This is a genomic window from Candidatus Binatia bacterium (genome assembly GCA_036563615.1).
Lineage (GTDB): Bacteria > Desulfobacterota > Binatia > UBA12015 > UBA12015 > DATCMB01.
Window position 1 is genome coordinate 233,769 of the sequence record DATCMB010000009.1, and the last position, 19,938, is coordinate 253,706.

Here is a 19,938-nt window from a genome sequence, read left to right on the forward strand (position 1 = left end):
TGCCGTGCGTCGCATTCGTGCTAAGGACGCCGCCATGACCGTCGATGCGCCCTCGATCGTCGACGCGCGCGTGCACGCCATGGCGGACGAGCTCGCGCACGAGTTCCGCTCGGCGAAGCCGTTCCCGCACGTCGTCATCGACGGCTTTCTCGACGCGAGCTTCTGCCGACGCCTCGCCGGCGAGTTCCCGGCCTACGATGCCGAGCGCTTTCGCAACGAGTGGGGCGAGCTCGGCAAGGCGTGGCGCGAGGACGTGTCGCGTCTCGGCGAGGCGTACGCGACGCTCGACCGCGGGCTGCGCTCGCCGGAGTTCCTGAACCTCCTGAGCCGCATCTCCGGCATCCCGAACCTGCTGTTCGACCCGCACTACTACGGCGGCGGCACGCACGAGAACCTGCACGGGATGGAGCTCGATCCGCACATCGACTTCAACCTCCACCCCGAGACCGGGCTGCACCGCCGGCTCAATTTGCTGCTCTACCTCAACGACGAGTGGGACGAGTCGTGGGGCGGCGCGCTCGAGCTGCACACCAACCCGTGGCTGCACCCGGCGCTCGACGAGGTGAAGACGATCTCGCCGGTGCTGAACCGCTGCGTGATCTTCGCCACCAGCGACCGCTCGTGGCACGGCTTTCGCCGCATCGAGCTGCCGCCCGAGAAGCGCAAGCTCTCGCGGCGCTCGTTCGCGATGTACCTCTACACGCGCGAGCGCGGTCCGGGGCCGCTGATCCCGCACGACATCACGATCTACACCGACCGCCCGCTGCCCGCCCACATCCGCCCGGGCCACACGCTGAGCGAGGAGGACGTCGCCGAGCTCGAGCGGCTGCTCGCGCGGCGCGACCGCAAGCTCGAGTACCTCTACGGGCGCGCGATCGACTACGCGCAGCCGACGCTGCGCGCGCGCTGCGAGCAGAGCGGCGTCGAGGCCACGCCGCGTCCGCTCACCCTGGCGCGGCGCGCGCTGCGGCGCGTCGTCGAGCGCACGGTCGCGCGCGGCGCACGGCGCTGAAGGCGGTCGCCGCGTGAGCAAGATCAAAATCGGCATCGGGTTCAGCATCAGCCGCGCGGGCATCCCCGACGCCGACGAGATCTGCGCGTTCGCCGAGCGCGCCGAGGAGCTCGGCATCGACTCGATCTGGCCCTCGGACCACATCGTGTCGCGCCAGCCGAGCCTCGACGTCGCGTGCCTCATGGCGCTGTTCGCGGCGCGCACGAAGCGCATCAAGATGGGCCCGAGCGTGCTGTCGCTGCCGGCGCGCGACCCGATCCAGGTCGCGAAGACCTACGCGACGCTCGATCACCTGAGCGGCGGCCGGCGGCGCATCATCATGGCGGTCGGCATCGGCGCCGACCCGCGCGACTGCACGGTGTCGGGCATCCCGGAGAACGAGCGCGGCGCGCGCATGCGCGAGGGCGTCGAGGTGCTGCGTCGGCTGTGGAGCGAGGAGAAGGTCACGCACCACGGCCGCTTCTACCGCTTCGAGAACGTGACGCTCGAGCCGCGTCCCGTCGGCGGACCGCTCGACGTGTGGATCGGCGGCAGCAGCGACCTCGCGCTGAAGCGCGTCGCGCGCTACGGCGACGGCTGGCTGCCGTCGTTCGTCACCGCGCAGGAGTTCGCGTCGGGGATGCGCAAGCTCGCGACGTACGCCGCCGAGCACGGCCGCGCGATCGAGCCCGGCGAAGCGGGCGTCCTGCTCTTGACGCACGTGAGCCGCGACGTCGACGCGGCGCGCGCGGCGGTCGAGCGCTTCCTCGCCGGGCGCAAGGTGCCGCAGCAGGCGCTCGCCGAGCGCTCGGCGGTCGGGACGATCGAGGACGTGATCGCGCGGGTCGAGGCGTACGTCGCCGTCGGCTGCACCAAGTTCGTGCTCTTTCCGGTCGCTCCGGCCGGCGAGCTGCTCGAGCAGGTCGAGCTGATCGGACGCGAGATCCTGCCGCACTTCGCTTCGCGTTGACGGCTCGACCGCGCGGCCGTAGCTTGCCCGCCGTGACACAGAACGTTGAACCTCAAGACGTTGGCCCGGTCGCAGAGCGACACCGCTTCGACGAGCAGGCGCTCGCGCGCTGGCTCGAGCGGAACCTCGAAGGCTACCGCGGGCCGCTGCGCGTGCAGCAGTTCGCCGGCGGCCAGTCCAATCCGACCTTCTTCTTGACGGAGGGCGACCGCCACCTGGTGCTGCGCAAGAAGCCGCCAGGACAGCTCCTGCCGTCGGCGCACGCCGTCGACCGCGAGTTCCGCGTGCAGAAGGCGCTCGCGAGCGTCGGCTTCCCCGTGCCGCGGGTCCTCGTGCTGTGCGAGGACACCTCGGTGATCGGTCAGATGTTCTACGTCATGGAGTGGGTACAGGGTCGCATCCTGCGCGACCCGCTGCTGCCGGGCATGGAGCCCGCCGAGCGCCGCGCGATCTACGACGCGATGAACGAGACGCTCGCGCGGCTGCACACGATCGATCCGGCGGCGATCGGGCTCGGGGACTTCGGCAAGCCGGGCAACTACTTCCAGCGCCAGATCGCGCGCTGGATCAAGCAGTACGAGGCCTCGAAGACCGACGAGATCGAGTCCTTCAACCGCCTCGTCGAGTGGCTGCCGAGCAACATCCCGCCCGGCGACGAGACGCGCATCGCGCACGGCGACTTCCGGCTCGAGAACATGGTGATCCATCCCACGGAGCCGCGCGTGCTCGCCGTGCTCGACTGGGAGCTCTCGACGCTCGGCCACCCGCTCGCCGACCTCGGCTACAACGTCATGAACTACTTCACGCCGAAGGGCTACGGCGCGAGCCTCGCGGACCAGGACCTCGACGCGCTCGGCATCCCGACGGTCGAGGAGTACGTTGCCGCGTACTGCCGACGCACCGGCCGCGAGCGGATCGACAACCTCGAGTTCTACGTCGTCTTCGCGCTCTTCCGCTTGGCGGCGATCGCGCAGGGCATCGCGATGCGCGCCAGGACCGGCAACGCGAGCTCGGACAACGCGGAGGCGGTGGGTCGGCTCGCGGGTAGCCTCGCCGACGCCGCCTGGCAGCTCGCGCAGCGTCGCTGAGCGCTGCGCGCGAACGGGAGAGGAAGCATGCCGATCACTCTGTCGTGCGCGTTCGCAACCTCGAGCGAGAGCCACGAGCACGCGCGCATCGCCGAGCAGCTCGGCTACAAGCGCGCCTGGTTCTACGACTCGCCCGCGCTCTACCCCGACGTCTGGGTGCAGCTCTGCCGCGCCGCGGAGCGCACCTCGCGCATCGGCCTCGGCACGGGCGTGCTGGTGCCGAGCCTGCGCCATCCGATGGTGACGGCGTCGGCGATCGCGACGCTGGTGTCGCTCGCCGGCGAGGAGCGCGTCGCGATCGGCATCGGCTCGGGCTTCACCGGACGGCTCACGCTCGGGCAGCGGCCGCTCAAGTGGACCTACGTGCGCTCCTACGTGACCACGCTGCGCGCGCTGCTGCGCGGCGAGCAGGTCGAGTGGGAGGGCGGCGTCCTGCAGATGATCCACCCCGAAGGCTACGCGCCGCGCCGTCCGATCAACGTGCCGATCGTCATCGCCGCCGCCGGCCCGAAGGGCATCGCCGCGGCACGCGAGCTCGGCGACGGCGTGTTCGGCGCGCCGATGCCGATCCCGGGCTTCGACTGGAGCGTCGCGCTGACCTTCGGCACCGTGCTCGAGCCGGGCGAGGACCCCGGCTCGCCGCGCGTGCTCGCCGCCGCCGGTCACGCGCTGCCGGTGCTGTTCCACTTCGCGCTCGAGAACAAGCAGCTCGACCTGCTGCCGAACGGCAAGGAGTGGGCGCAGGCCTACGCCGACGTGCCCGAGCGCGTGCGGCACCTCGCGCTGCACGACCGTCACCTGATCGCGATCAACGACCGCGACCGTCCGTTCGTCACCGGCGAGCTGCTGGCCGGGAGCGGCTTCGCGATGACGCGCGAGGGCTGGCGCGAGCGCATCGCGCAGCTCGAGGCGGCGGGCGCGACCGAGATCGCGTACCAGCCGGCGGGGCCGGACGTGCCGCGCGAGCTCGAGGCGTTCGCGTCGCTGTTTGCGTGAGCGCGTCGTCGTCCGCGTGAAGCGGCTGCGCAGGCGCGGCGCGCGAGCGCGCTACTCGATGTAGCCGAGCGTGCGCAGCGCCTGCTCGACGTCGCGGACCTGCTCTTCGTCGAGCCCCGCTTCGCGCTCGACGGCGCTCGGCGGCTTGCGCGTGGGCAGGACACGGCAGCGGCTCGACGCGAGGTAGGCGGCGGTCACCGGCAGCTCGGCGCTCCTGTCCTCGGTCTCGAAGGGATCGGTGGGCAGGTGGAAGAGGTCGATGCGCTCGGGGGTCGCGATCGCCTTCCAGGGACCGTGGCGCGCGAACCACGCGGAGACGGGCGAGGTCTCGCCCGCCGCGAGCGTGTCGCGCATCCTGGCCGTCGACGGGAGCGCGAGCAGCTCGCCGACGGTGGGCGGCGGTCCTGCTTCGCCGTACGGCGTGACGAGGCTCCTTCCCTGCGCGTCCGCGGGAACCGGTAGGCCGGCCAGCGCGGCCAGCGTCGGCGCCACGTCGAGCAGGCTCACCGGCTCGGTCACGCGCACGGGGCGCGCGACGTCCGGTCGCACCAGGATCATCGGCACGCGGACCAGGGGCTCGTACAGCGAGTGGCCGTGCGCGTGCGTGCCGTCGTCGAGGTTGCCGAGCGCCTCGCCGTGATCCGACGTCAAGAGCAGAATCGTCTCGTCGAGGACCCCCAGCTCCTCGAGCGTCGCGACGAGCTTGCCGATCTCGTGGTCGACGTACGCGATCGCGCCGTCGTAGAGATCGACGAGCGGCACGTCGGTCGTCGCGTGCTCCTCGACCGCGCGCTCGAACAGGCGCTGCAGCTCGACGTACGCGATCGGCTGCCGTCGCCGGACGCGCGGCTCCGCCGGCAGCTCGGCCGAGTGGAAGCGCGTGCGGAACGGCTCGGGCGGGTCGTAGGGCATGTGCACGTCGAGGTTCTGCACGAAGAGGAAGAACGGATGGCCCTCGTCCTCGCGCAGCCATTGGAGCGCGGCGTCGTGGAGCCGCTCGGCGGGCACGCGCACCTGCTTGCCGTGCGCGTCGCGCTCCTCGAAGACCGCGTAGCGGTCGAAGCCGCGGCCGAAGCCCAGCGCGCCGCTCACCCACGGATTGGCCTGGAATCCGCCGGTGCGATAGCCGGCTCGGCGGAACAGCTCGGCGAGCGTCCACGGGGCGGCGCGGATGCCCGCGCCGAGCGTCGACGCGAGCCGCGAGGTGAACAGCGACGGCAGCGAGTGCAGCGTGCTCGGTCCGGTCGCGTACGCGTTCCAGAAGAGCGTCCCGCGCGCGGCGAGGGCGTCGAGGTGGGGCGACGTCTTGCGCTGGTAGCCGTAGGCCGAGAGGTGATCGGCGCGCAGCGTGTCGGTCACGTAGAGCACGACGTTCGGCGGCCGCGGCGCGGTCGCCGGCGGCGCGAGCGGCGCGGATCGTGCCGCGTTCTCACCCGAGATGCGCGGTCGCACGACGGCGCTCCTTCTCCGCGCGCGGTTCTCGAGCTCGAGCGCCGCGATGCGCGCGTCCGCGCCGCCGAGGCTCACGACCCATTCTCCCGAGGATGGATCGGGCGTCGGCTCGAGGTCGCGTTGCCCGTCGTCGGTCCGCAGCGAGACCCGCAACGCCGTCGCCTGGCCCGCCGGCTCGACGCCGAAGCGCAGCACCGGGCGCCGCGGCAGGTGGAGCGGGATCGCGAGCGTCTCTTCGGCGCCGAGCGTCAGCCGATCGGCGGACGCGCTCTCCTTCGCTGCCGGCTGCCAGCGCGCGACGCCGCGACGCTGCGTCTCGGCGAGGCAGTTCGCGAGCGGCGCGAGCTCCGTGACCGACGGCTCGTCGCTGCGCCGTAGCGCGCGGACGGCGGCGACGACGGCCGCGCACGCGATCAGCACGCACGTGGCCTGGAGCGCGGCCCTGCGTGCCGCACGAGCGGAGAAGGCGCGGTGCGTACCCTCGGCCATGTTCGCGACGCCGACGCGCGGAAAGCTGCGGGCTGGTCAGGGTTCGCGACGTCCGGGCGACGATCCTGCCACCGCGCATGTCGCGTGTCAGCCCGGGTTCCGTGGCGTCGTGCATGGGGTGTGGTGCCGACGACCTCGTGCCGCCGGCACCGCGGCCGGTCACGGTTGCCGCGGTCGCTTCGTGGCCGTCGACGATGGACGCGAACGGCCGCGCGGCCGCGCGCGGCCCATCGCGTGCACCCGAGCGGGCGCGCGATGGGCCAAGGGCGCGTCGCGCTCGTTAAAGTTTGGACTTGACTACGGTTCCGGGTCTACCGATGACGGCTCGTCTCGTCTCGGGTCCAGGACCCCGCAGGCCAGGATCGCCACGCGCTTCGGTGTGGCGAGCGCGTGCAGCGTGTAGATGATGGTCGGCTTCGCGAAAGGAAGCTCGGCCGCCACTTGCTCGACGTCGCGTTGACCCGGAGGAATCGTCGTCGCGACGACGTCCATTCCGGCCCGCCGCAGCTTGAGCAAGGCGCGCGCGCACGAGAGGCCGGACGCGATCCTCGGCGTCCCTTCCGAGCCCTCGTAGTCGGTGACGACCAGCTTTGCCGCAGAGCTCTGTGCCGTGGCGCCGCTCGGCACGGCGAGCAGCGATGCGAGCAGAGCGCCCGTGACGATGCGCTTCCCGGAGGCTCTCATGGCAGGCCCCCCCCGAGATCGAAGTCCGTGCCGCAGAACAGGATCGCGCTCTTGTGCCGCGCCGCCTCCGGGGGCGACATCAGCGTGTAGGTCAGGTGATCCGTCGTGCCCTCGACGGCGACGATCTCGAGACCTCGCCGCTCGAGCTTCGCGAGCGCCTCGACGCAGGGCGTTGCGGGCTCCGGGGCAGCGACGTTGATGACGGATGCGAGAAGCACCATCAGCATGTGCTGTGACATGGTACACCCCTCCCTTGTTGCAGCGTGGTGTGCGCCGGCGCGCGCAGTGCAACCGGCGGACCAGCGGCGCGCGTCACGCGCGGCCTCCAAGGCCCGCGTCAGGCAAGGATTTCTGCGTCGACGTGTCGGATGCTGTGTCGCAGGTGCGGTCACGAGCGTGACACGCGACGCGTTTTCGCCGCCCGTGTGCGATGCGCCTCTCGTAGGGCGACGATACGAAGAGCGATCGATCGTGAGCCGTGGCGGACGCCGTACGCTCGAGGCGTCCGCCGTCCGTCAGCTCGCCGGTGCGAACACCTGGAAGCTCTGCTGCGGCAGGAAGTCGTACGCCGCGACCAGGCGGTAGCCCGCGGCTTCCATGTCGCTGCGGATCGTGTCCGCGTTCGTCGAATGGCCGAACGCGCCGCCGAAGAAACCTTCGTCGCGCGTCTCGATGATCGCGATCCGGCCGTCGGGCGCGAGGACTTGCTTGACGCGCGCGAAGTAGGCGCGGGCGTCCGGGATGTGGTGGTAGGTGTTGCAGGTGAACAGCAGGTCGACGCTCCCCGCCGGGAGGCGCGGGTCGTCCGCCGCCGCCTCGACCACGGTCACGTTCGTGTAGCCCTCCTTGGCGGCGCGCTCGCGCAGGTAGCCGGTCATGTCGGGGTCGACGTCGACCGCGTAGACGATCCCCTGCGGGCCGACCGCGTCGGCGAGGCGGAAGGTGAAGTAGCCGCCGCCGGCGCCGAGGTCGGCGACCTTCGCGCGCGGCTCGATCTGCAGCGTCTCGACGACCCGCGCCGGCTGCTGCCACTCGTCGCGTCCGAAGCCCTCGTAGCCGAACCGCTTGATGCTGCTGCAGCCGATGCACAGGCTGAGAAGGAGGAGCGTGCACAAGAAACGGATTCTCATGCCGGCTCTTTCCACGTGATCGAGCGGGCTACGTCAACGCAGCCGACGGCCTGCGGTCCGTGAGCTTGACGGACCGGCCGGGACGATTACAGAGCGTCGACGCCTTTGGGGGAGGGGAGCGATGGCAACGAAGGTGCTGCTGGTCCATCCGAGCCCGCTGTTGTTCTCGGAGATCTACCTGCGGCTGGAACCTCTGGGACTGGAGTGCGTCGCGAGCGCGCTCGCGAGCGCGGGCTGCGACGTCCGGCTCGTCGACCTGCAGACCTCCACGCACGAAGAGCTGCGCGCCGAGCTGCGCTCCTTCCGACCCGACGCGGTCGGCTTCTCGGTGAACTACCTCGCCAACGTGCCGGAGGTGATCGACCTCGCGATCGAGACCAAGAAGCTGCTGCCCGACGCGTGCGTCTTCGCCGGCGGGCACAGCGCGTCGTTCATCGCGGAGGAGATGCTGGCGCACGCGAACGGCGCGCTCGACTGCGTCGTGCGCGGCGAAGGTGAGGGCGTCGCGCCGCTCGTGGTCGAGACCTTCGGGCGCGGCGGCGACCTGCTCACCATCCCCGGCGTCGTCACCGCGGCGGGTCGCGGACCCGAGCCGCAGCTGCTGCGCAACCCCGAGAAGCACCTGCCGCTGCGCCGCGCGCTGCGCCGTCGTCGCAAGTACTTCATCGGCGAGCTCGACCCGTGCGCGTCGGTCGAGCTGACGCGCGGCTGCCCGTGGGACTGCAACTTCTGCAGCGCCTGGACCTTCTACGGCCGCAGCTACCGCAAGTTCACCCCCGAGGCCGCGGGCGAGGATCTCGCGAGCATCGCCGAGCCGAACGTCTTCATCGTCGACGACGTCGCCTTCATCCGTCCCGAGCACGGCATGGCGATCGCGGACGAGGTCGAGCGGCGCGGCATCAAGAAGCGCTACTACCTCGAGACCCGCGCCGACGTCCTGCTGCGCAACCGCGAGGTGTTCGAGCGCTGGACCCGTCTCGGCCTGCGCTACATGTTCCTCGGCATCGAGGCGATCGACGAGGACGGCCTCAAGCGCTTCCGCAAGCGCGTCGTGCTGAACGACAACGAGCGCGCGCTCGAGGTGGCGCGCGCGCTCGGGCTCGTCGTCGCGGTGAACATCATCGCCGACCCGAGCTGGGACCGCCGGCGCTTCGAGATCGTCCGCCAGTGGGCGCTCGAGGTGCCGGAGATCGTGCACTTGACGATCGCGACGCCGTACCCCGGCACGGAGATCTGGCACACGGAGTCGCGTCAGCTCACGACGCGCGACTACCGCCTGTTCGACGTCCAGCACGCGGTGCTGCCGACGACGCTGCCGCTCGAGGAGTTCTACGGCGAGATCGTCAAGACCCAGCAGGTGCTCGCGCGCAAGCACATGGGCTGGCGCGCCGCGTACGACGTGCTCGGCATCACGACGCGTCTCCTGCTGCGCGGGCAGACGAACTTCTTCCGCATGCTGTTCAAGTTCTCGAGCGTGTACAGCGTCGAGCGCCTGCTCGCCGACCACCAGAAGCCGGTGCGGTACTCGATCGGTCTGCCGAGCGCGCGCCTCGAGAGCGGGCAGCGCCCGCGTCCGAGCACGCTCTACGTGCACCAGCCGGCCGCCGCGGCGATGTGAGACAAATCTCTTGACATGAGACAGTGGTCTCATTACGGGTGGTGCGTCTCACAACCCAGGAGGACGCATGGCGCCGACCCGTGATGAGATGAACCGCATGCTCGACGAGCACTTCGGCTACGAGGCGCGCGACGACGTCGCCGGCGTGCTGGCGACCCTCGCGCCCGACGTCGAGCACGACGTGGTCGGCTGGCCGACCGGACCGGTGCACGGCCCGGCGGGCGCGCGCCCGTTCTACGAGGCGCTGTTCCGCGACCTCGCGGACGGTCGGGTGACGCCGCTTCGCCGCCTCTACGGCGACGGCTTCATCGTCGACGAGTCGCTCTGGCGCGGGCGCGCGGTCGGGCGTCCGTTCGGCTGCGAGGGCGGCGGCCGTCCGCTCGAGTTCCGCCTGCTGCACGTGCTCGAGTTCGGCGACGACGCACGCATCACGCGCGAGCAGGTGTGGGTCGACCTCGCGGCGATCCAGCAGCAGCTCCAGGCGGCCTGAGCGCAGCGATGGCGACGCGCGGCGAGAACCAGCGCTACCGCACGCGCAAGGACCTGCTCGAGGCGGCGGCCCGTCTGCTGCGCGAAGGGCGCACGCCGAGCGTCGCGGAGGTCGCGGACGCGGCGCGCATCTCGCGCGCGACCGCGTACCGCTACTTCCCGAGCCGCGAGGCGCTGCTCGCCGAGGCGCCGCTCGACGGCGAGCAGCCGACGCCGGAGTCGCTGTTCGCGGACGACCCGAGCACGGACCCGATCGAGCGCCTCGACCGCGCCGAGGCGGCGATGCACCGCGTGACCTTCGCCAACCCGACGCAGTACCGCTTGATGCTCGCGCGGCTGCTCGCGGCCGACGACGGCGCCGAGCGCGGCGTGCGGGATCGCGCGGATGGTGAGGCGAGCGACGGCGCGGGCGACGGCCCGCCGCGGCGCCAGAATCGCCGCACGGCGCTGATCGACGCGGCGCTCGCCCCGGCGCGCGACCGCTTCGACCGTGCGACCTACGCGAAGCTGCGCGCCGCGCTCGCGCTGATCTTCGGCACCGAGTCGATGATCGTCTTCCGCGACGTACTGCGGCTCGACGAGCGCACCGCGCGCTCCGTCAAGCAATGGGCGATCAGGGCGCTGGTGAATGCCGCGCTCGCCGAGTCGCGCGGCGCGGAGACGCGTCGTGCGGACGCGCGCGCTACGGAAACACGCGCCACGGAAGCGCGCGGCGCGGCGACGTCGCGGCCGGCGGGGACGGCGAAGCGCGCGCGCTCCGGCGCGCACGCCTGAGCGCGCGCGTCAGGCCTGCAGCCGACGCAGCGCGCGCAGGCCGACGCGGCGCGCGCCGACGAACGTCGCGGCGAGCACCGCGGCCGTCACGCCGAACAGCACCGCGACGATCGTCGCGTGCATCGGGCCGAAGGGCAGCGACGCCTTCGAGCGCCAGAACAGACGCGACACCGGCCAGGCTTCGAGAGCGACGATCAGCGCGATGAAGCCGAGGCAGGTGACCATGTAGACGATCGCGCCGAAGCCGGTCGCGATGTGGGCCGCGTTCTGCGTGTCGAGCCGCGGGTAGAGCGCACCGAACGCGAGGCCGAGGCTCACGACCACCGCGATCAGCGGCAGCATGGTGGCGACGAAGATCAACGTGAGGCCGCGCGGCACCTCGAGCAGGTGGTTCGTGATCCCGACCAGCGCGAGCCCGAAGACGACGAGTGGCACGTAGCCGATCCAGAACTTGCTCCACCAGAGCTTCTCGAGCGACACCGGCGCCGTGCGCAGGATCCACCACGAGCGCCCCTCGAGGCTCACCATCGGGTAGACGAAGCGCACCGCGACGGCGGTGGTGACGAACGCCGCGAGCCCGAGGTTGCACAGCGCCGCGACGTCGCGCACCACCGTGGCGAGCGGCGTGCCGTCGCCGATCGGCAGCGCGGTGAAATTGTAGACGTAGATCACGACCAGGACGAGCAGCAGGATGAGCTGCGACCACTGGCTCGCGTCGCGCAGGAAGACGGTCACGTCCTTGACCAGCAGCAGACCCGGCGTCCCCGGCAGCGGGCGCGCGAGCGCGCGCAGCACGCGCGACAGCGTGCGCTCGCCGGCGGCGCCGTGCATGCGCCCCTGCTGCGCCGCCGACCACGCCTTCAGGTACACGCGCTCGACCAGCGCCGCGCTGAGGACGAACAGCATCGCCCCGGTGCTCGCCAGCATCCCGAGGTAGAACAGCGGCTCGCCCGCCTCGACGCGCAGCAGCGGGATCAGCACGTTCGCCGCCCACGTCGTCGGCAGGTACGGCGACGGATCGTCGAGGCCGACGAGGAACGCCGTGAAGCCGACGAGGCCCGTCGGATCCGCGAGCCGCTCGGGCCGCAGCAGACGCGCGCCGAGGAACGCGAGACCGATCAGGAGACCGACGCCGACCAGCATCGCGTCGCGCGCGCGGCGCGCCGGGAAGATCAGCACGAGGCACGTCGTCACGATCACGCCGATCGCCGCCGGGATGACGAGGAACGGCAGCATCATCGCGACCGCGCCGAGGTAGAACTGCGCCCCCGCGCGGTAGACGACGCCGTAGGCGAGGAACGCCGGCAGGCCGAAGAGCAGCACCATCCACGACGACGAGATCAGCGTCTCGACGAAGCGCGCGTGGTGCAGGCGACGGTAGCTCACCGGTGCCGCGAGCAGCAGCGTCACCTCGTCGGCAAGATAAAAGGTCGTCAGCGCCGCGACCGTGTTGCTGATGAGCAGGATCACGAAGAAGCTCATCAGCAGCAGCGACAGAAGACGCTGCGTCAGCAGCGGGCCGAAGTCGCCGATCGTGTTGAAGTAGTAGAGGACGCGGACGAAGAAGAGGAAGCAGACCACCCAGAACGCGGCCGTCAGCAGCGACAGCACGATCGGGCGGACGATGCCGCGCTTGAGCCCGTTGCGGGTCGCGAGCCAGCGCGGCGCGAGCATGCCGCGCAGCGCTGGCGCGGGCAGGGCGGTCGTCGACGCAGCCACGGCCTCGCCCGCCATCACCACGAGCCCTCGGTCGCGCCGATCAGCTGCAGGAACACCATCTCGAGCGTCGCGCCGCCGTTCATGTCGCGCAGCCGGTGCGCGGCCGGCATCGACGCCGCGCGCTCGCGCAGCTCGGCGAGGTTGCCGAGCGCGACCAGCCGCCCGCGGTCGAGCACGCCGATCCGGTCGCAGAGCTCTTCGGCGACCGTCAAGCTGTGGGTCGAGAGAAAGATCGTCGCGCCCTCGGCGGCGAGCTTCGCGAGCAGGCGACGGAAATCGAGCGCGCCCTGCGGGTCGAGGCCGACCATCGGCTCGTCGAGCACCAGAATGCGCGGACGGTGCAAGAGGGCCGCGGCGAGCGCGAGGCGCTGCTTCATGCCGTGCGAGTACGTCTCGACGAGCTCGCCCGCGCGCTCGGTGAGCGCGAAGTCCTCGAGCAGCTTCTCTGCGCGAAGGTCGCGCTCGCGCTCGGGCACGCCGTAGAGCCCGCCCACGAAGCGCAGGAACTCGTAGCCGGTGAGCTTGTCGTAGAGGTACGGATGGTCGGGCAGGTAGCCGGTGATCGCCTTCGCGCGCTCGGGCTCGCGGCGGATGTCGTGGCCGCCGAGCAGCACCGTGCCCGCGCTCGGCTCGAGGAGCCCCATCATCATGCGGATCGTGGTCGTCTTGCCGGCGCCGTTGCGGCCGATGAAGCCGAACACGCAGCCCTCTTCGATCGTCAGCTCGAGCTCGTCGACCGCCGTCAACGGCCCGTAGGTCTTCTTCAGCTTGCGGAACTCGATCACGACCTGCTCCCCTCCGCCGCGAGCTCCAGCTGCCCGATCACCTCGGCGAGCGCGAGGTGGCGCTCGGGTCCCCCTTCCAGCAGCTTGACGTGCGTCGCGTCGGCCGGCAGCTGCCCGAACACCGCGTCGGCGCTCACCCAGCCGCCGAGCCAGAGCTCGCTCCACGCGTGATAGTAGAACCCGTCCTGGTCCGGCTCGCCGCCCACGCCGAACGGGCTGTAGACCGCGCCGGCGACGACGCGCGCCGGAATGCCGATCGCGCGCGCGAGCGCCGTCAAGAGCACGGCGTGCTCGTTGCAGTCGCCGCGCAGCACCTTCGCGACCTCGCGCGCGCTCGGCACGGTCAGGCTCGGCTCCTTGGCGACGTTCTCGTGTACCCAGTCGACGAGCTTTCTCGCCGCGGCGACCGGCTCCGTCTCGTCGCCGACGATGTTGCGCGCGAGGCTGACGATCGCCGGGTCGTCGGATTCGACGAACGGCGACGGATCGGTGTACGCGGCGATCTCGATCTGGTCCGATCCTGCGGGCGGTAGCCCGGGCGCCATCGCGCTCGGCACGCTCTCGCGCGTGATGCGCAGCAGGTCGGCCTCGACGCGCTGGCGCGGCGGATCGTCGGGGACGAGCTTCGCGGCGTTGCCCTTCATGCGCAGCACGAGAAAGTCCGCCTCGCGCGGATCCGCGATCCGTCCCTGCGTCGGAATCCGTGTCTTGACGACGAGGTCGATCGGCGCATCGGCGTCGATGCCGGAGAGCGCGTCGTCACGCGACGCCGCGCGCTCGAGCGTGAAGCCGAGCGTCGCCTCCTCGCGCAGCACCGAGCCGTCCGGCGCGAGCCAGGCGCGCGCCGCGATCCCCTGGTGCTTCTCGCTGATGCGCAGCGCCTCGACCGGACCGTCGGGTCCGCGCAGCGTCTCGCGTCCCTCGACGACGAGCGTGATCGGCTCGTTGCGCATGGTCAGCGGGCTGAACACCGACGCGGTGAAGCTCGTGCCGTCGGGTGCGTTGGCGCGCACGAGGCGCGGCCGCAGCGTGCTCGGCAGGTGGATCGGCTCGGCGAGCGGCACCTCGAGCGAGCTCTCGCTGCCCGTCGGGCCGTAGCGCACCTTGAGGACGTCGTCCTCGACCGTGCCGCTCGCAGCGAAGCTCGCGGCCGGCGAGATCAGACCGAAGCGAAAGCTGCGCAGCGCGAACGCGTCGTCGGTCTCCGCGGCCATCGTCGTCTGCAGGTGCTGCAGCGTGCCGAGCATCGCGAGCTTGAAGCTCGAGTCCTCGCCGAGCGCCCAGCCGCCGTCGGTGCGCGCGACGACGCGGTGCGAGTAGCCGATCTTCTGCCCGCCCTGGAAGACGCTGAACCACTCCTCGCGCTCGAGGCTCGCGCCGTCGGGCAGCGCGGCGAGCGGGGCGAGCGATGCCGTCTGCTGCGGCGCTTGCTTGTGCACCAGCCAGGCGACCATCCCGACCCACACGACGACGACGGCGACGGTCACCAGATGCTTCACGCGCGCGCTTCCTTCGGACGATCTGAGACGATGACGGTATCGGCAGATTCACGCAATTCCTTCGCCGCAGCGGCGCGGCGGTCGAGCGGCCGGCGTCGCGCGCGCGTTCGTGCAGAGCCGACACGTCACGCCGCGCACACGAAGTCGACGAGCTCGCGAAAGCCCCAGCCGCGCAGCGCCTCGCGGATCTGCCCGCGCGCCTCGGCGCCCGCGACCGAGGCGACGATCCGGCGCGGCGCGAGCGCGGGCAGCGCGTCGGGCGGGACGACCGGCGCGCCGTGGATCGTCTGGCCGAGCCGCCCGGGGTGCAGCTCGACGACGTGCGACGGCCGCTTGCCGTGCGCGAGCAGCGCGCGGCGCAGCGCACGGCCGGTGTGGCCGTAGCCCCAGAGGACGTAGGTGTCGACGTCGGCGAGGAAGCTCGAGGCGAGGAAGCTCGCCTTGAGCAGCGTGAAGCGCTCGATGCGGTAGGCGTCGGCGGTGTGCGTCAAGCGTCGACCGTGCTCGCGCCAGCAGACCAGACGACGCGGCACCACGCCGACCTCGTGCCCCGCGGCGAGGAGCCGCAGCACGAGGTCGTAGTCCTCCGGCCAGCCGAGGTCGCGGTAGCCGAACGCGCGCAGCACCTCGCTGCGGACGAAGAGCGTCGGGTGCGCGACCGGCGACTCGACGAGCGCGTCGGCGCGCACCTGCGCGGCGCTCGTGAGCGAGTTGAGCCAGCGCTCGTACGCCCGCAGCCCGGGCCCGAGCGCGCTGCGCGGAAAGACTCGTACGTGACAGCCGACCGCGGCGAGCCGAGGCGCGCGCTCGAGCGCCGCGAGCTGTGCCGCGAGACGCTCGCGGTGCATGACGTCGTCCGCGTCCATGCGCGCGACGAACTTTCCTCGGCAGTGCGGGAGGGCGTCGTTCAGCGTCGCGACCAGACCGCGGTGCGGGAACGACAGCACGCGAAAGCGCGGGTCGCGCGCCGCTGCCTCGCGCGCCAGCGCGAGCGTCGCGTCGCGCGAGCCGTCGTCCGCGATCACGCACTCCCAGCGCTGCTCGGTCTGCCGCGCGATGCTGCGCAGGCACGCGGGCAGGGTGCCTGCGGCGTCGTAGGCCGGCAGCAGGATCGAGATCAGCGGTGCGGACACCGTCGACTCCCGGAGCGCATCCCTGCGGACGTCGCACACGCGCGCCGCGCACGCACGTCGCGAGCGACCCACGCACGCCGCCACGCGCGCGACGGGCGTTTGTCGCCGGCCCGGCGATGCGCGAGCATGGCGCAATGTCGCTGCGCCAGGTCCTTCGTTTCGACGCCGTGCGGGTCGCGAGCGACGACCCGTCGGGCGCCGCGCGCGCGTACGCGCAGCTGCTCGGCGTCGCACCCCGGAACACGGCCGACGGCGTAAGCCGCTTCGCGCTCACCCGCGGCGCGGTCGAGATCGTCGCCGGCGCGCCGGGCGCGCTGGCGCTGCGCTTCGCGATCGCGCGCCCCGACGAGCAGGCGCTCGCCGCCGCGCGCCGCGTCCGCTTCCACGGCCTCGACGTCGCGACCGACGCGCCGCTCCCGCCCGGCGCCGATCCCGACGCCTACGCCGAGCTCCCCGCGGACGCGCCGCCCGGCGTGCTCGCGATCGACCACGTCGTGGTCAACACGCCCGACGCCGAGCGCGCGCTCGCGCTGTGGCGCGATACGCTGCGCCTGCGCCTGGCGCTCGACCGCGAGTTCCCTGGACGCGGGCTGCGCATGCTGTTCTTCCGCACGGCGGGCGTGACGCTCGAGGTGGTGAGCCCGCTCGGCGCGCGCGCGGACGGCGACGACACGCTGCACGGGATCGCCTACCGCGTCGCCGGCCTCGACGCGTGGCGCGAGCGGCTGCTCGCCGACGGCTTCGACGTGAGCGAGGTGCGCGACGGCAACAAGCCCGGCACGCGCGTCGCGACCGTTCGCTCGCAGACCGCAGGCGTACCGACCTTGCTCATCGAGGCGCTGCCGTCCACCGGCGGCGCACGCTGAGCGCGCACCCTCGAAGGAGAAGCACATGACGTACGAGACGCTGAAGATCGACCGCGAGGGCCACCTCACGTGGCTGACGCTGAACCGTCCCGACGCGCTCAACAGCATGAACGCGAAGCTGATCGAGGAGGTCAGCGAGTTCTTCCGCACCCTGATCGACGACCGCGAGACCCGCGTCGTCGTGATGCGCGGCGCGGGCCGCGCGTTCTGCGCCGGGCTCGACCTGAAGGAGCACTCCTCGGGCGGAGGCGCGGGTGGCGGCTCGGGCTCGATCTGGGGCGGGCTCCGCGGCCAGCGTCGCGTGAGCGAGATCGTCATGCTGATGCGGCGCGCGCCGCAGCCGATCATCGCCGCGGTGCACGGACCCGCGTGCGGCGGCGGCTTCGCGATGGCGCTCGCGGCCGACGTGCGCATCGCCGGCGAGTCGGCGCGGATGAACGCCGCGTTCATCCGTCTGGGACTGTCGGCCTGCGACGTCGGCGTGAGCTACTTCCTGCCGCGCATCGTCGGCGCGACGGTCGCCGCCGAGCTGCTCTTGACGGGCGACTTCATCGACGCCGCGCGCGCCGAGCGCACAGGTCTCGTGTCGCGTGTCGTCCCCGACGACCAGCTCGAGGCCGCCGCGCGCGAGCTCGCGCAGCGCATGCTGCGCAACTCGCCGCTCGGCCTGAAGCTCACCAAGGAGTGCCTCAAGCACGCGCTCGACGCCGGCAGCCTCGAGCAGGTGATCGCGATGGAGGACCGCAACCAGATCCTCGCCGCGCAGTCGCCGGACTTCCGCGAGGGCGTGATGGCGTTCCTCGAGAAGCGCGAGGCGCGCTTCAAGGACGCGTGAGGCCGTCCGGCACGAGCGCGCCGGAGGTGGCGTCGTCCGTGCCCCGCTGCGTCTCTGGAACGAGCAGCTCCGCGAGCGCCGTGTCGAGGCGCGGCAGCAGCTCGATGATGCGGCGGAAGTGCTCGACCTCGGCGAAGAGCTGGGCGAGCGCTTCCGCCGACCAGTCCGCGAGCTCGCGCGTGCGCGCGGCGTCGAGGTAGGCGACCGCGTCCGCGAGCGCGCGCTCGACGTCGGGGCGCATGCGCCGGTCGAGCTCGCGCGCGCGAGCGCAGGCGGCGTCGAAGGCGCGCGTCCCCGGCGGTGCCGCGGTGTCGCGCGCCTCGAGCATCTCGAGCGCGAGCGCGATGCGCTGACGCACGGCCTCGTGCAGCCGCTCGAGCACATCGCGTCCCGCGTCGGGGAGCGGCGGCCAGGCGATCGTGGCGCGGCCGCGCGCGACGAGCCCCGCGCGCAGCGACACGCGCAGCGCGATGCCGACCGCGCTGACCGCCGCGCCGGGCTCGATGCCGCTCGCGCGCCCTTCGAGCCGCGCCTCGTCGGTGAGCCGCAGGAGGTCGTCGGCGTGGCGGCCGACCGCGAGGCGCGCAGCGATCAGCTCGTCGAGCGGCGCGAGCGGCACGCCGGGCTTCGGCAGGTAGACGAGCGTCATCCGCAGCAGGTCGGCGAGGCGCGCGACGAGCTGGCGCCCCGCGTAGTCGGGCGCGATCAGGCGGAAGACGGTGAACAGGATCGCCGTGCCGACGAAGGTGCCGAAGGCGCGCCACAGCGGCGCCTCGACGTGGAGCTCGGGTCCGATGCCGACCAGCACGAAGAAGTAGGTGACGAGCGCCTGCAGCGGCCCGTACCAGTACGTCGGCCGCGCGAGCACCGCGTGCTGGAAGCAGGTCGTGACGAGGAGCACGATCGCGAGCCAGACCGCGACGTCGTTGCTGTTCGCCAGCACCGCGACGATCGTCACGATCGCGAGCGCGCCGCCGACGATGACGCCGAGCAGGCGCAGCCACGCCTTGCGGATCGTCGCGCCGTAGCTCGACTGCGCGACCAGCACGGGGTTCCAGAGCAGCGTCGAGAGCTCGGGGACGTGCGAGGCGACGCCGACCACGAACGCGATCGTCGCGCCGAGCGCGACCTGCAAGGCGAAGCGCAGCGCGAAGCGGTCGATCGGCAGCAGGCTCCACGGCCACGTCGGCGGCTCCTCGATCTGCTCCTCGACCGCGAAGCGATGCAGCTCGCCGGGTGGCGTGTGCAGGACGTCGGCGAGCTGCACGAGCGACTGCACGACCGCGTTGACGTTCATCCCTTCCGCGACGTCGACGCCGGCGAACGCGCCCTCGCGGCGCAGCTCGAGCTGGCGCGCGCGCAGCGTCGCGACGAGCCCGTCGAGGTCGGGCCACGGCACCGCCGCCGCGCGCTCGTCGATCGCGTCGTGCTCGCTCATGTGGTGGGCGGCGGCGATGAAGCGCACGAGCGCCGCGTCGATCGCCGCGGCGAGCGGCCTCAGCTCCGGCTCGAGGAGCGCGCGGCAGCGTCGCCCGACGTCCTCGCGCGACAGCGTGTCGACCGCGCCGACGTAGGTCGCGACGCGCTCGGCCGCGGTGGTCAGCGTTGCGAAGAGGCGGTCGGTCGCGGCGCTCAAGCCTTCCTGACGCGCGAGGTCGAGGAGCTGCACGTGCATGCCGAACGCCGAGTCGACCTGCGCCTCGCCGGTCGGCGGCGGCGCCGCCGCGAGGTAGCGCTCGAGGCTCTGCGCGAGCCGCGCGCGCGAGCGCTCGTAGCTCGCGGCGAGCGACGCGCCGAGGCGCCTGCGCGCGCTGAGCTGGCGCGACGCCTGCGCGAACGCGGTCGCGACGAAGACCCCGATCAGCTCCGCGCAGACGAGCGTCCCGGTGGAGGTCGTGATCGATGCGGGGTCGTACGTGCCGGTGAAGCAGGCTCCGATGAGCGGAAACGCGATCGACGCCGCCTCCAGCGGCTGACGCGTCATCGGCACGCCGTAGGTGAGCAGCGCGATCGCGAGGAAGAAGATCGGCAGCAGGAGCCACGGAATCTGCACCAGCAGACCGCCGATCGAGATCGCGACGACCCCCGCGACGATGCACAGCGCGGCGCGGCGCACGAAGTTGCTCCAGGTGCAGACCGTCGAGCGCTGCAGCGCGAGCAGCGCGAACACCGGCGCGGCGAAGCTCATGAGCTGCAGCGTCGCCGACGCGCCGAGCGCGACCGTGCACGCGAGCCCGACCACCAGCGCCTCGCGCCAGCGCTCGGGATCCGGCGGCAGCTCCGCGCGCAGGAAGGTCAGCAGGGAGGGGCGCCGCGCCGCCGGCTCGCTCACCCGGGTTCGGTAGCACGACGGCGAACCCGACTTCGACCGCTCACGCTAACTTCGCTGATTGCGACGGCCGACAAGATGGTGCACACGT

At 72.1% G+C, this 19,938-nt stretch carries 18 protein-coding genes; 9 read left to right on the forward strand and 9 right to left on the reverse strand.

What is annotated here, in order from left to right; all coding sequences use genetic code 11:
* The first annotated feature begins 34 nt into the window (after positions 1–34).
* From VIS07_08785 to VIS07_08800, 4 genes are read left to right on the forward strand one after another with little or no spacing between them, the layout of a single operon-like run.
* Positions 35–1,012 (forward strand): 2OG-Fe(II) oxygenase, encoded by a 978-nt coding sequence (locus VIS07_08785; protein ID HEY8515596.1) that lies wholly within the window; start codon positions 35–37, stop codon positions 1,010–1,012.
* 13 nt (positions 1,013–1,025) lie between these two features.
* Entirely contained in the window at positions 1,026–1,961 is a 936-nt protein-coding gene (locus tag VIS07_08790; protein HEY8515597.1) for an LLM class flavin-dependent oxidoreductase, read from the forward strand.
* Positions 1,962–1,993: 32 nt separating this feature from the next.
* A complete protein-coding gene (locus VIS07_08795) occupies positions 1,994–3,049 on the forward strand; it encodes a phosphotransferase (GenBank protein HEY8515598.1) in 1,056 nt (351 codons plus the stop codon).
* Positions 3,050–3,076: 27 nt separating this feature from the next.
* Positions 3,077–4,045 (forward strand): LLM class flavin-dependent oxidoreductase, encoded by a 969-nt coding sequence (locus VIS07_08800; GenBank protein HEY8515599.1) that lies wholly within the window; start codon positions 3,077–3,079, stop codon positions 4,043–4,045.
* Between the two features lie 51 nt (positions 4,046–4,096).
* Here VIS07_08800 and VIS07_08805 read toward each other — a convergent pair whose 3' ends face one another.
* The 4 genes from VIS07_08805 to VIS07_08820 form a co-directional block, all read right to left on the reverse strand.
* Complete coding sequence (locus VIS07_08805) at positions 4,097–5,917, reverse strand: sulfatase (GenBank protein HEY8515600.1); 1,821 nt, start codon at positions 5,915–5,917, stop codon at positions 4,097–4,099.
* 366 nt (positions 5,918–6,283) lie between these two features.
* Positions 6,284–6,613: a hypothetical protein gene (locus tag VIS07_08810; GenBank protein HEY8515601.1), complete on the reverse strand. Its 330-nt coding sequence runs from the start codon at positions 6,611–6,613 to the stop codon at positions 6,284–6,286.
* Between the two features lie 53 nt (positions 6,614–6,666).
* Positions 6,667–6,909, reverse strand: coding sequence for a hypothetical protein (locus tag VIS07_08815; GenBank protein HEY8515602.1), 243 nt, complete (start codon positions 6,907–6,909; stop codon positions 6,667–6,669).
* A gap of 276 nt (positions 6,910–7,185) precedes the next feature.
* Complete coding sequence (locus VIS07_08820; protein ID HEY8515603.1) at positions 7,186–7,800, reverse strand: class I SAM-dependent methyltransferase; 615 nt, start codon at positions 7,798–7,800, stop codon at positions 7,186–7,188.
* 121 nt (positions 7,801–7,921) lie between these two features.
* On the opposite strand from VIS07_08820, the gene hpnR reads away from it, so the two are divergent.
* The 3 genes from hpnR to VIS07_08835 all read left to right on the forward strand — a co-directional run bounded on the left by hpnR (position 7,922) and on the right by VIS07_08835 (position 10,681).
* Entirely contained in the window at positions 7,922–9,418 is a 1,497-nt protein-coding gene (hpnR, locus tag VIS07_08825; protein HEY8515604.1) for a hopanoid C-3 methylase HpnR, read from the forward strand.
* Between the two features lie 67 nt (positions 9,419–9,485).
* On the forward strand, positions 9,486–9,908 hold the full coding sequence (locus VIS07_08830) for a nuclear transport factor 2 family protein (protein ID HEY8515605.1): 423 nt from the start codon (positions 9,486–9,488) through the stop codon (positions 9,906–9,908).
* Between the two features lie 8 nt (positions 9,909–9,916).
* Positions 9,917–10,681 (forward strand): helix-turn-helix domain-containing protein, encoded by a 765-nt coding sequence (locus tag VIS07_08835; protein HEY8515606.1) that lies wholly within the window; start codon positions 9,917–9,919, stop codon positions 10,679–10,681.
* Between the two features lie 9 nt (positions 10,682–10,690).
* Here the strand turns inward: VIS07_08835 and VIS07_08840 are convergent, their stop codons facing one another.
* The 4 genes from VIS07_08840 to VIS07_08855 all read right to left on the reverse strand — a co-directional run bounded on the left by VIS07_08840 (position 10,691) and on the right by VIS07_08855 (position 15,817).
* Positions 10,691–12,415 (reverse strand): hypothetical protein, encoded by a 1,725-nt coding sequence (locus VIS07_08840; GenBank protein HEY8515607.1) that lies wholly within the window; start codon positions 12,413–12,415, stop codon positions 10,691–10,693.
* The gene (locus VIS07_08845; GenBank protein ID HEY8515608.1) at positions 12,415–13,185 is read right to left on the reverse strand and encodes an ABC transporter ATP-binding protein; all 771 of its coding nucleotides are present in this window, start codon (positions 13,183–13,185) and stop codon (positions 12,415–12,417) included. Before VIS07_08845 ends, VIS07_08840 begins: the two co-directional genes overlap by 1 nt.
* Positions 13,182–14,684, reverse strand: coding sequence for a transglutaminase domain-containing protein (locus VIS07_08850; protein ID HEY8515609.1), 1,503 nt, complete (start codon positions 14,682–14,684; stop codon positions 13,182–13,184). Before VIS07_08850 ends, VIS07_08845 begins: the two co-directional genes overlap by 4 nt.
* A 125-nt stretch (positions 14,685–14,809) precedes the next feature.
* Positions 14,810–15,817, reverse strand: coding sequence for a glycosyltransferase family 2 protein (locus VIS07_08855; protein ID HEY8515610.1), 1,008 nt, complete (start codon positions 15,815–15,817; stop codon positions 14,810–14,812).
* 134 nt (positions 15,818–15,951) lie between these two features.
* On the opposite strand from VIS07_08855, the gene VIS07_08860 reads away from it, so the two are divergent.
* Both VIS07_08860 and VIS07_08865 read left to right on the forward strand, forming a co-directional pair.
* Positions 15,952–16,683 carry a VOC family protein gene (locus VIS07_08860; GenBank protein ID HEY8515611.1) on the forward strand — a complete coding sequence of 244 codons (732 nt, stop codon included), beginning with the start codon at positions 15,952–15,954 and terminating at the stop codon, positions 16,681–16,683.
* A gap of 25 nt (positions 16,684–16,708) precedes the next feature.
* Positions 16,709–17,518 carry an enoyl-CoA hydratase-related protein gene (locus VIS07_08865; GenBank protein ID HEY8515612.1) on the forward strand — a complete coding sequence of 270 codons (810 nt, stop codon included), beginning with the start codon at positions 16,709–16,711 and terminating at the stop codon, positions 17,516–17,518.
* On the opposite strand, the gene VIS07_08870 is transcribed toward VIS07_08865, so the two are convergent.
* Positions 17,505–19,850 (reverse strand): FUSC family protein, encoded by a 2,346-nt coding sequence (locus VIS07_08870; GenBank protein ID HEY8515613.1) that lies wholly within the window; start codon positions 19,848–19,850, stop codon positions 17,505–17,507. The two genes, VIS07_08865 and VIS07_08870, sit on opposite strands and share 14 nt — an antisense overlap.
* Positions 19,851–19,938 lie beyond the last annotated feature (88 nt).